The organism is Tardiphaga sp., assembly GCF_041424195.1.
Taxonomy (GTDB): Bacteria; Pseudomonadota; Alphaproteobacteria; order Rhizobiales; family Xanthobacteraceae; genus Tardiphaga.
In genome coordinates this window covers 18,790-29,440 of the sequence record NZ_JBGMOE010000218.1, presented here as the reverse complement: position 1 = coordinate 29,440, position 10,651 = coordinate 18,790, and the positions used below count along the sequence as shown (strand labels likewise).

General features: G+C 63.9%; 11 protein-coding genes and 1 pseudogene. 9 read left to right on the top strand and 3 right to left on the bottom strand.

Translation table 11 applies throughout. From position 1 onward, the window contains the following. Both ACEK02_RS30055 and ACEK02_RS30050 read left to right on the top strand, forming a co-directional pair. Positions 1–1,397, top strand: a 1,397-nt coding sequence (locus ACEK02_RS30055; RefSeq protein WP_371425092.1) for an aconitase family protein, incomplete at its 5' end; no start/stop codon positions are given. 76 nt (positions 1,398–1,473) lie between these two features. Further along, positions 1,474–1,536: pseudogene (locus tag ACEK02_RS30050) on the top strand (GMP synthase); the annotation flags it as partial. A 146-nt stretch (positions 1,537–1,682) separates the two neighbouring features. Here the strand turns inward: ACEK02_RS30050 and ACEK02_RS30045 are convergent. Beyond that, positions 1,683–2,336: a glutathione S-transferase family protein gene (locus ACEK02_RS30045; RefSeq protein ID WP_371425091.1), complete on the bottom strand. Its 654-nt coding sequence runs from the start codon at positions 2,334–2,336 to the stop codon at positions 1,683–1,685. 225 nt (positions 2,337–2,561) lie between these two features. Between ACEK02_RS30045 and ACEK02_RS30040 the strand changes: the two genes are divergently transcribed. The 5 genes from ACEK02_RS30040 to ACEK02_RS30020 all read left to right on the top strand — a co-directional run bounded on the left by ACEK02_RS30040 (position 2,562) and on the right by ACEK02_RS30020 (position 7,580). Continuing rightward, positions 2,562–3,815: a serine hydrolase domain-containing protein gene (locus ACEK02_RS30040; protein WP_371425090.1), complete on the top strand. Its 1,254-nt coding sequence runs from the start codon at positions 2,562–2,564 to the stop codon at positions 3,813–3,815. Between the two features lie 872 nt (positions 3,816–4,687). After that, complete coding sequence (locus tag ACEK02_RS30035) at positions 4,688–5,845, top strand: substrate-binding protein (protein ID WP_371425089.1); 1,158 nt, start codon at positions 4,688–4,690, stop codon at positions 5,843–5,845. 94 nt (positions 5,846–5,939) lie between these two features. Next, a complete protein-coding gene (locus tag ACEK02_RS30030) occupies positions 5,940–6,284 on the top strand; it encodes a Lin0512 family protein (protein WP_371425088.1) in 345 nt (114 codons plus the stop codon). 10 nt (positions 6,285–6,294) lie between these two features. Further along, positions 6,295–6,954 (top strand): TenA family protein, encoded by a 660-nt coding sequence (locus ACEK02_RS30025; RefSeq protein WP_371425087.1) that lies wholly within the window; start codon positions 6,295–6,297, stop codon positions 6,952–6,954. Between the two features lie 26 nt (positions 6,955–6,980). Then, positions 6,981–7,580, top strand: coding sequence for a YdeI family protein (locus ACEK02_RS30020; protein WP_371425086.1), 600 nt, complete (start codon positions 6,981–6,983; stop codon positions 7,578–7,580). Positions 7,581–7,602: 22 nt separating this feature from the next. On the opposite strand, the gene ACEK02_RS30015 is transcribed toward ACEK02_RS30020, so the two are convergent. Beyond that, positions 7,603–8,241, bottom strand: a complete 639-nt coding sequence (locus ACEK02_RS30015; RefSeq protein ID WP_371425085.1) for a DUF5074 domain-containing protein — start codon at positions 8,239–8,241, stop codon at positions 7,603–7,605. 31 nt (positions 8,242–8,272) lie between these two features. Next, on the bottom strand, positions 8,273–9,493 hold the full coding sequence (locus ACEK02_RS30010; RefSeq protein ID WP_371425084.1) for a helix-turn-helix domain-containing protein: 1,221 nt from the start codon (positions 9,491–9,493) through the stop codon (positions 8,273–8,275). Positions 9,494–9,615: 122 nt separating this feature from the next. On the opposite strand from ACEK02_RS30010, the gene ACEK02_RS30005 reads away from it, so the two are divergent. Next, positions 9,616–10,365: a DUF899 domain-containing protein gene (locus ACEK02_RS30005; RefSeq protein ID WP_371425083.1), complete on the top strand. Its 750-nt coding sequence runs from the start codon at positions 9,616–9,618 to the stop codon at positions 10,363–10,365. Beyond that, a complete protein-coding gene (locus tag ACEK02_RS30000) occupies positions 10,358–10,633 on the top strand; it encodes a hypothetical protein (RefSeq protein WP_371425082.1) in 276 nt (91 codons plus the stop codon). Before ACEK02_RS30005 ends, ACEK02_RS30000 begins: the two co-directional genes overlap by 8 nt. Positions 10,634–10,651: the final 18 nt, after the last annotated feature.

Here is a 10,651-nt window from a genome sequence, read left to right as displayed (position 1 = left end):
TCGTCGACGGCGCCTATCAGTCGGGCTGCCACACGGCATCGGTGTGGGACAAGAAGGCGCAGGTCAACATTCCGAAGCTGATGAGCTTCATGAACAATTTCGGCGTGATCACCGCGCGCGATCCCAAGGGCAGCTATCATGCGATGACCGACGTCATCCACAAGGTGCTGAACGACATCACCGTGGATGACTGGGCGATCATCATCGGCGGCGACAGCCATACCCGCATGTCCAAGGGCGTGGCCTTCGGTGCCGATTCCGGCACCGTTGCGCTGGCGCTGGCGACGGGCGAGGCGACGATGCCGATCCCGCAATCGGTCAAGGTGACGTTCAAGGGCGCGATGCAGCCGCATATGGACTTCCGCGACGTGGTGCATGCGACCCAGGCGCAGATGCTCAAGCAATGCGGCGACAATGTTTTCCAGGGCCGGATCATCGAGGTCCATCTCGGCACGCTGCTCGCCGACCAGGCCTTCACCTTCACCGACTGGACGGCCGAGATGAAGGCCAAGGCGTCGATCTGCATTTCGCAGGACGACACGCTGATCGAGTCGCTGGAGATCGCCAAGTCGCGGATCCAGATCATGATAGACAAGGGAATGGACAATGCCGCGGGCACGCTGAAGGGCCTGATCGCCAAGGCCGATGCGCGCATCGCCGAGATCCGTTCGGGCGAGAAGCCTGCGCTGACGCCGGACGCCAATGCAAAATACTTCGCCGAAGTCGTCGTCGATCTTGATATCATCGACGAACCGATGATCGCCGATCCCGACGTGAACAACGCCGATGTGTCCAGGCGCTACACCCACGACACCATCCGTCCGATTTCTTATTACGGCGGCACCAAGAAGGTCGATCTCGGCTTCGTGGGCTCGTGCATGGTGCACAAGGGCGACATGAAGATCGTTGCCCAGATGCTCAAGAACATCGAGAAGGCCGAAGGCAAGGTTGCGTTCAACGCGCCGCTGGTCGTCGCGGCTCCGACCTACAACATCATCGACGAGTTGAAGGCTGAAGGCGACTGGGAAATCCTGCAGAAGTATTCCGGCTTCGAATTCGACGATGTGAAGCCGAAGACCGCGAACCGCACCGCCTACGAGAATATCCTGTATCTCGAGCGTCCAGGCTGCAACCTGTGCATGGGCAACCAGGAAAAGGCGGAGAAGGGCGACACTGTTCTCGCGACCTCGACCCGTCTGTTCCAGGGCCGCGTGGTGGAAGACACCGCCGAGAAGAAGGGTGAATCGCTGCTGGCCTCGACCCCGGTCGTGGTGCTGTCGGCGATCCTCGGTCGCACGCCGAGCGCCGAAGAATACAAGGCCGCGGTCGAAGGCATCGACCTGACCAAGTTCGCTCCGCCCAAGATCGGTGCGATGGGCGCCTCCGTCCATTACTAGGGCGGAGGACGAGAGCTGTTCAAGATCGGCGTTGGCAGGCAAACACCTGCCGCGCCGCGGGGCTGGTACGCGAGCGGGCATCAATCGCGTGGTGTATGACATTACGAGCAAGCCGCCGGGGACGATCGAGTGGGAGTGACGGGGCGTAGTTTTGAACGCCGCTCGGCACGGAGGTTAGTCGATTAGTCGCTCATGTCAGAAGCGACAGATCTAAGCCTTCTAGACCTCTACAAACCAAGCCTGCGCCGCTTCTATGAAAGGCTCGCGTGAGTCTAGAGCGGCCCTTTACTCGCCGGTCGGTGGCGTGCCGGCGAAGACCGCCAGTTGATCGGCAAAGACGCGCTTGTAGGCGGGGCGCGCTTCACCGCGGGCGATGTAGGCGCAGAGGTTCGGATAGTCCTCCAGTAGTCCTGATCCATTCAATCTGCGCAGCACCGTCACCATCAGCAGGTCACCGGCGCTGAACCCGCCGTCGAGCCAGTCGGCGTTGCCAAGGCAGATGGACAGGTCCGCCAGTCGGGCTCGGACGCGATCGTCGAGGATCGGCAGGCGCGTCTCGTACCAGGTCTTGTCGCGCTCCGTGAGTATGGCGGTTCCGCGCTCCACGATCGGCGGCTCTACGGTGCTGAGCGCGGCGAACATCCAGGCGATCGTACGCGCGCGGGCATGCGCATCGTCTGGCAGCAGGCCCGGATGGCGCTCCGCGATATGGAAGACGATAGCGCCGGACTCGAACAGCACGAGATCGCCGTCCTGGTAGGTCGGGATCTGTCCGAAAGGATGAAGCCTGCGATGTGCGGGCTCCTTCATCTCAGTGAACGACAGTAGACGGACGTCGTAAGGCTGGCCCACTTCTTCGAGCGCCCAGCGAACGCCCATGTCACGCGCCAATCCCCTTCCGCGATCGGGGGATCGTTCAAAGGCGCTAATCGTGGGCATTGTTTCTCTCCACTCGGGTGTTTCGCATCCACAGGACGAACGACCGGCGCGTCTCCCGACAACCGATTTCTATTTTGGGCCACGGAATTTCGCGGGCCGAACCCCTCGTCGAACGGATATTCTTCGAAACCGAGAACGACTGATCAATGCACCCCCGCTCAAACGCGGGATGTGCGTCATGCTCCGCGATGTTACGACTGGCTCACCATCCTCCGGAGAGCCTTGATGTCCGACGCGCCTGCACCGAGCCAAGCCCCCACCGCCGCCGAGACCGATCCGAACACGCTTGGCTTCATGCAAGGCTTTCCGCCGCCGCAAGACAAGCTCATCACGTTCCACGACGGCTCGTTCCGCAACTTCCCCGAGCTGCGCTGGGCCTGGAGCAATATCCGCCAGCTGGTGCCGACCGTGAATGTCTGGCGCGGGGCTGGGCCTGCATCCACGCTGCCGCGCGCGGAGCGCGATATCGGCGGCATCGCGTCGACCACCATGGATGGCCGGCCGATGACCTTCGCCCGCATGTTCGATGAGACCTATGCCGACGGCATGGCAGTGCTGCACAAGGGCAAGCTGATTTACGAGCGCTATGCCGGCGCGCTGAAGCCGCACAAGCCGCATATTGCCATGTCGGTGACCAAGTCCTTCACCGGTACGCTGGCCGGCATTCTGGTCGCGGAAGGCAAGATCGATCCGCAGGCGCCCGTCACCGATTATGTGCCGGAGCTGAAGGACAGCGCATTCGGCGATGCCCGGGTGCGTGAGGTGATGGATATGACCACCGGGCTCACCTATACGGAGGTCTATACCGACAAGAATTCCGATGTGTGGGGATTGCGGCGCGCCAACGGCATGGCGCCGATTCCGCCGGACTATGACGGCGCGACCGACATCTTCAGTTTCCTTTGCACGCAGACCAAGCAGGGCGAGCACGACAAGGCTTTCTCCTACAAGACCGTCAACACCGACGTGCTCGCCTGGATCTGCCGCCGTGCCAGCGGCATGACGCTGTCCGATCTGTTGTCCGAGCGCATCTGGGCGCCGATGGGCGCGGAGGAGGACGCGCATTATCATGTCGACCGCATCGGCACCGAGAGCGGTGGCGGCGGCCTCTCGACGACGCTGCGCGATCTTGCGCGCTTCGGCGAGGTGATGCGCAATCACGGTCGCTTCAATGGTCGCCAGATCGTGCCGGCTGCGGTGGTCGAGGATATCGAGAAGGGCGCTGATCCCGAGAAATTCAAGCCGGCCGGCTACACCACGCTGCCCGGCGCGTCCTATCGCAACCAGTGGTGGGTGACCCACAATGCCCATGGCGCCTACATGGCGCGCGGCGTCTATGGTCAGGGGCTTTATATCGATCCCAAGGCCGAGATGGTGATCGCACGCTATGCGTCGCATCCGGTTGCCGGCAATGCCGCCAACGATCCAGTAACGCTGCCGGCCTATATGGCGCTGGCGAAGGAGCTGATCGCGGGCTGAGGGCAATGACCTACTGAACCCGGAAAACCCGATCGGGAACCTAAGGCCACGCCGCGCGTATGCTTGGCGGCCGACATCTTCCGTCGGTGCCAGGCGGGCCCCTCCAAAATGATCAAGCCTTCGTCCATCGCTCCGTGGCTGCGCTGCTGCTCTGCGGCGCTGCTGATGTCATGCACCGTCCTTGCAACTGCGTCGTTGCATGCGCAGGAGAGGGCGTCTGGCGCTCGCGCCGCCGGCAACAACCCTGCTGTGGCCACCGACGGCGCGACGCTGATTCACGGCAATTACTGCGGTGCAGGCAATCGGCCGGGGACGCCCCCCATCGATGCCCTCGATCTCGCCTGCATGAATCATGATGCCTGCACGCCGACCAGTGGCATTCCTACCTGCGACTGCAACGAGCGGCTTCGCGACGAAGCGGCCGCGGTGGCACGTGATCCGCGACAAGCGCCGGAGCTCCAGAGTCTGGCGTCACTGACCGCCGCGGCTGCGGCCGTGATGCTCTGCAAGCCGATGATGAATGCTGCAGTGCCTCCGGCGGCTGCGCCTGCCCCTGTGGCTCCGGCCGCTCCTGCGCCGGCCACCGCAGTAGCAGTCCCTCCGGCTCCCGTGGCCGGGGCACCAGTCTCCATCGTCCCGGACAGCGTTGCGCCTGTGGCTGCGGCTCCCGCAACGGACGTATCCGGACCCCCTGTGCCTGTTGCGCCGGTCACTGACGCTCCCGCGCGTGCTGGACCCGGACCAAGGTCGACCACGTTGCCCTGAGCAGACAGAGCCTTGATCGGCTCTTGCGCGCTGCGATCTTTCCGGGGCAATCATGACGGCGAGCTCGGGGGCGCCGACAGCGCAACCCATGGCAGAGGGAAGCGCGCATGAAACTGCTTGTCACACGAGTCATGACGCTCGCATTCCTGCTGGGGTCTTTGGCGCTCAGCTCCGCTGCGAATGCTGCCGATCCCATTCGTATCGGTGCGGTCCTGCCGTTTTCCGGCGGTGTCGAACTTTATGGCCAGCAGGCAAAACTCGGGCTCGATCTCGCCGTCAAGGAGATCAACGCGGCGGGCGGCATTCTCGGCAGGCCCGTCGAGGTCATCTATGCCGACGACAAGACCCGGCCGGCCTCTGCCGAGAGCGCGATGCGGTCGGTGCTCGACAGCGGCGTCGTTGCGGTGGTCGGCCCCGTCACCTCGGCCAATTTCAATGCGATCAGGCCACTCGCCGAGAGCTCGAAAACGCCGCTGCTCTACGCCACGAATTTCGAAGGCGGCACATGCAGCCGCTATGTGTTTTCGTTCAGCACGGTGCCGAACCAGGATCTCGGCCAGCTGCTGCCCTATGTGAACGAGGCCGTCGGCAACACCTATTTCCTGCTCGGCGCCGATCGCGTCTGGCCGCACCAGATGTTCGACATGGCCAAGCCGCTAATCGAGAAGCTCGGCGGAAAAATCGTTGGCACACAATATACGCTGGGGACCGAAAAGGATTTCACGCCGCTGATTGCGCAGGTGGCCGCGAGCAAGGCGAAGGTGTTGCTGTTCGCGCTGAAGGGCGACGGCATGGATTTCATCCGGCAGGCGGACGATCAGGGATTGTTCAAGGACACGACAGTCGCATTCCTGGGCTTGTCCGAGGTCGATCTCGGTGTGTTTCGCGGCAAGGGCCAGAACATGATCGCGGTGGTGCCGTCGGTCGCGACGAGCGACGCGCCGGAGATTAAGGCATTTGTCTCCAAGGTGCGCGCTGAAGGTGGCGCCGACGCGGTGGTGTCGAACTATGTCATGACCCACTACAACACGCTGATCGCGCTGAAGGCTGCGATCGAGAAAGCAGGGAAGGTCGACAAGGAGGCCATTGTCGATGCGCTGGCAGGAATCACCATCCCGTCGCCAACGGGTCCGGTCACCATCGATGCGAACCACTATGCGACCATGAACATGTTCATCGCCAGGACGCAGGGGCAGGAGCTCGTCTCGGTTCGCGGACTGGGCGAGATCGCGCCGCAGCCAGGCTGCACCATGGCCGGTCGCTGATCGCGCGGGCGTGGCAGCAACGGACTGGCGCGCGATGCAGGAGATTGCTTAAGTCCGCCGCAATGTAATTGGGAATAAGTGGAGACTACAACAGATGGCAAAGGTGCGCTGTATCACCGAGATGGGCATGGGCGTCGACGTCCACGGCCGCGACGCCACCAAGGCTGCGAAACGCGCGGTGTCGGACGCGATCCGCCATTCCAGCGTCGGCTTCTTCAGAATGGTCGGCAAGACGCCGCACGACATGTTTGTCGACGTGACCATCGCGGTGCCCAATCCGGATGAGGTCGACACATCGGCGGTCGGCAAGGAATTGCCCTACGGCACGGTGACCGTCACGGCCGTCAAAGGTGGGCTCGACATTCCCGCCGAGAGCGGCGGCGACGGCATCCTCATTGCCAATGCGGCGGTGCTGGTGAGCCTCGACGACGGCAAGTGAGATTCGACACATGGACATCTTCGACCGCCTCAAGGCCGCAGCCGCTGACGACTGGTCTGCTTATGTCGATCACAGCTTCGTCCGCCAGCTCGGCGCCGGCACGCTGCCCGAGACCGCTTTTCGAACCTACCTCGTGCAGGACTATCTTTTCCTGATCCAGTTCGCGCGGGCTTATGCGCTGGCGACCTATAAGAGCCGGACGCTCGACGACATGAAAGCGGCGCAAGGCGGGCTTGCGGCCATTCTCGGCGAGATGGAGCTTCACGTAAAACTGTGCGGACGCTGGGGATTGTCGCCGGCCGATATCGAGGCGGCGGCCGAGCTGCAGTCGACGGTGGCCTATACGCGCTTCGTGCTGGATTGCGGCGCCGCCGGCGATCTGCTCGATCTGCATGTGGCGCTGGCGCCCTGCGTGATCGGTTATGCGGAGATCGGCCGCAAGCTGGCGCCGGGTGGTGCCGATGCACTGGGCGATCATCCCTATCGCGAATGGATCGGCGAATATGCCGGCGAGGTCTATCAGGATATCGCGGTGACAGCGCGCCGCCATCTCGACGATCTCGCGGCGCGCGCGATGACCGAGCGGCGTTTCGTTGAACTCGCCAAGCTGTTCGGCCAGGCGTCGCGGCTGGAAGCGGATTTCTGGCAGATGGGGCTGGAGGCGCGCTAACGCGGCGCGCCGGGGCAGGGCAGAGCATGGCACCCGTGAAGGTCGATCCCGCTAACGTGCGCGAGTTCAAGACAGCCGACGCCTTCTACAAATGGCTCGGCAAGAACCACGACAAGGCCGACGAGGTCTGGATCAGGATTCACAAGCTGAAATCCGGCCTCCCATCGATCACGCCGAAGGAGGCGATCGATGTCGTGCTGTGCTGGGGCTGGATCGACGGCATCCGCAAGGGGCTGGACGAGACGAGCTTTCTGCAACGCTATTCGCCGCGCGGCAAGAAGAGCGTGTGGAGCAAGATCAACGTCGACAACGTTGCGCGCCTCATCAGGGAGACGCGCATGACGGACCACGGGCTCACGCATGTGGAGGCGGCAAAGGCCGATGGCCGCTGGGCTCGCGCCTATGGCAGCGGCAAGGATATGGCGATCCCCGCCGATCTGCAGGCGGCGATCGACGCCGAGCCGAAGGCCAAAGCGATGCTGGCCAAGCTCAGCGCCCAGAACCGCTTCTCGCTGGCATTTCGGGTGCACAACATGAAGACCGAAGCCGGCCGCAAGAAGCGGATTGCGGCCTTCGTCGAGATGCTGAAGAAGGGCGAGACGATCTATCCGCAGGGGAAGAAGTAAGCACGGCGCCGCTCGTTGCTTTTCACGTCCGCTTCGGTCGCCTGATCGCGCGCACCTTGCCGCTGGCTCCGCCGCCGGCGAAGAACTGATCGGCGCCATCGGATTCGAGGCCCGACACACCGGTGCCTTCCGGCAGTTGAAGCCGCTCCAGCGCTTCGCCCGTCTCCGGGTCGATGCGGCGGACGTCGCTCTCGTCGTTTTCCCAGGTACCGTGCCAGAGTTCGCCATCGACCCAGGTCACGCCCGTGACGAAGCGGTTGCTCTCGATGGTGCGCAGGATTTTGCCGGTGTCGGGATCGATCTGGTGGATCTTGCGCTCGCGATATTGTCCGACCCAGAGTGTGCCCTCCGCCCATGCCATGCCGGAGTCGCCGCCATTGCCCGGCGCCGGGATGGTGTTCAGCACGCGGCCGGTTTGTGGATCGATCTTCTGGATACGGTCCTCGGCGATCTGGAACAGATGCTTGCCGTCGAACGCGGTACCGGCATGGGCCGCGATGTCGATGGAGCGCTGCGTTTTTCCGGTCCCGGGGTCGAGTGCGTTGAGCTTGTCGCCTGACGCGAACCAGACGTTCTGGCCGTCATAGGTGACGCCATGCACGCCGTCGACGCCCTCGAAGGGGCCATATTCACGGACGATTTCTGCTGCCGATGTTTTCATGAGCGTTTCCCTCGTGACGATGGCGACGACCCTAATGATCCGGTAGCGGCGGCGGGAGTAACAACATCGTCGCGAGTCCCGGCAGGGATGGTGACATCCAGCGGCGCGCCCGTCCGCGGCCGAATGGTTGCACCTTATTTGCCACCGCCAGTTCGTCCAGTGCCCGCTGAACGCTGCGCTGGCTGGTGTCGAGCGCCAGCGCCAATGCCGAACTCGACCAGGCTTCTCCGTCGGCGAGAAGCGCGAGCACCGCGGCGTGTTCTTCCTCGACCGGCCGCGCCAGCACGACGACGTCGCGAGCGCGGCGTAGCACCAGCGCAAAACCGGGCTTGGTCGCGTTCACCTCAGCCAGCGGCGCAAGCAGTTTGCGCAGCCGTCCCATCTCGACGCGGAGCCGTGCGCGATGGGAGTCATCGGCATGTCTGGCGCGGAATGCGCGTACCAGCAGCGTCTCGCGCGAAACATCCGCAGGCCATGCTTCGCCGAGTGCGCGGGCGAGGGCGAACAGGACAGGCCGGGTAGCCAGCGACAGCTCTGTCTTCTGGCAGCGGATGACGTGCCGGCAGGCATCGATGACGACGGATTTCGAATTCTGCAGCGCCTCGACATCGTCGAGCAGCAGCATGCGTTCGCCGCCGCGTGCGATCAGACGCGCAGCGGGCGCGTCGAGGAGCCGGGATGCACTGTCGACCTCAGCCGTCAGCGCAGGGATACGGGCGAGGCGGGCGGCACGCTGCGCGTCGGCAATGGCGGCGCGTGACTTTTTCGCCTGCAGGCGGCGCATCGCGATGCCGGCGACGATCAGCGTGTGAGCCGTATGCAAGGCGGGCGGCAGAGGCGCGAGATCGAGGGCGCCGAGTTTTCGCTCGGCTTCGTCGAGACGTCCGATGAGCAGAAGGCGCCGGACGTCGAGATAGCCGCCATAGGCCGCATTCACATGGTCGCCGTGGGCATCGAGTGTCAGCCGTGCGGCGTCGAGTGCCTTGCTGGGCCAGTTCAGATCGCGTGACACGAGCGCGATCTCGGCCTCGGCGACGATGCAGCGCGCACGCGCCACAGGTTCCTTCGCACCGAAGGCGCGCGCGGCCCGTTTCACGAGCTCCTTCGCGCGCGCGAAATCGCCGAGCTGCGCCATCGCGATGCCGCGCAGCGCGAGCGCCGGCGCGTCATCGCGCAATGCAACACGCTTCAAGGCACCCAGCGGATCACCCGCCGCGAGCGCATGACCTGCGGCGGTGATCAGGGAGTCCATTCAAATCCCGCCACACTTGTCACTCCCACCCGTCCATTGCCGGGTCCTAATCTACCTCACGACGATCAACCGGCAAGTCGTGTCGGCAACGCATGACGATGGACGACAGTGGAGAGAAGACCATGACGGCACCGATGAAAACACCACCGATTGTGTCACCGCAGGCATGGGAGGCAGCGCGCGCGGAAATGCTCGTGAAGGAGAAGGCTGTGATGCGCGCGCGCGATGCGCTGGCGGCCGAACGCCGGCGGATGCCGTGGATGGCGGTGGAGAAGGCCTATGCGTTCGAAGGGCCCGATGGCAAAGCCAGCCTGCTCGACCTGTTCGACGGCCGCCGCCAGTTGATCGTCTACCGCGCCTTTTTCGAGCCCGGCGTGTTCGGCTGGCCCGATCATGCCTGCCGCGGCTGTTCGCTCGGGGCGGATCAGGTTGCGCATCTCGCACATCTGAATGCCCGCGACACCACGCTCGTCTATGCCTCGCGGGCACCGCAGGCGGATATCGCCCGCCTGAAAAAGCGGATGGGCTGGGAGATGCCCTGGGTCACCATCACGGACAGTTTCGACGCCGACTTCGGCGTGGACGAGTGGCACGGCCACAACGTGTTCTTCCGCGACGGCGACCGCGTGTTCCGCACCTATTTCATCAACAGCCGGGGCGATGAGGCGATGGGGACCACCTGGAGCTATCTCGACGCGACTCCGCTCGGCCGCCAGGAAGTCTGGGAAGACTCGCCCGAGGGCTATCCGCAGACTCCGACCTACAAATGGTGGAACTGGCACGACAACTATGTCGCCGGCGCTGCACCCGACAAGAAATGGGTCGAGGTCTCGGCCGCCGGAGAGGCGACGTTCCGGAAGACCAATGAGTAGCGCCATCGACGACGTCGATCGTGCGAAGGCCTATCGCTGGAAAATGGGTAGCCTTGCACCGGCCGCCGATTGGCTATGCCTTGCGGCCGCACCGGCCTTCGCACTGATGGCGCTGCTGACGGGTGTGCTCGATGGCAGTTCGACGGACCTGCTCTGTTCAACGTCGCATTCATCGCCGTGGAGTGGCATGGCGGTGATGTATGCCTTCATGAGCTTGTTCCATACCGTACCCTGGCTCAGGCTGATCTCCGGCCGATGCCGCCAATAGCCATGGCGGACGTGACGG

Excerpts from the sequence above, each read along its gene's own strand:
- ACEK02_RS30045 (WP_371425091.1), bottom strand. The coding sequence starts at position 2,336 with ATGCCCACGATTAGCGCCTTTGAACGATCCCCCGATCGCGGAAGGGGA.
- ACEK02_RS30040 (WP_371425090.1), top strand. The coding sequence starts at position 2,562 with ATGTCCGACGCGCCTGCACCGAGCCAAGCCCCCACCGCCGCCGAGACC.
- ACEK02_RS30035 (WP_371425089.1), top strand. The coding sequence starts at position 4,688 with ATGAAACTGCTTGTCACACGAGTCATGACGCTCGCATTCCTGCTGGGG.
- ACEK02_RS30030 (WP_371425088.1), top strand. The coding sequence starts at position 5,940 with ATGGCAAAGGTGCGCTGTATCACCGAGATGGGCATGGGCGTCGACGTC.
- ACEK02_RS30025 (WP_371425087.1), top strand. The coding sequence starts at position 6,295 with ATGGACATCTTCGACCGCCTCAAGGCCGCAGCCGCTGACGACTGGTCT.
- ACEK02_RS30020 (WP_371425086.1), top strand. The coding sequence starts at position 6,981 with ATGGCACCCGTGAAGGTCGATCCCGCTAACGTGCGCGAGTTCAAGACA.
- ACEK02_RS30015 (WP_371425085.1), bottom strand. The coding sequence starts at position 8,241 with ATGAAAACATCGGCAGCAGAAATCGTCCGTGAATATGGCCCCTTCGAG.
- ACEK02_RS30010 (WP_371425084.1), bottom strand. The coding sequence starts at position 9,493 with ATGGACTCCCTGATCACCGCCGCAGGTCATGCGCTCGCGGCGGGTGAT.
- ACEK02_RS30005 (WP_371425083.1), top strand. The coding sequence starts at position 9,616 with ATGACGGCACCGATGAAAACACCACCGATTGTGTCACCGCAGGCATGG.
- ACEK02_RS30000 (WP_371425082.1), top strand. The coding sequence starts at position 10,358 with ATGAGTAGCGCCATCGACGACGTCGATCGTGCGAAGGCCTATCGCTGG.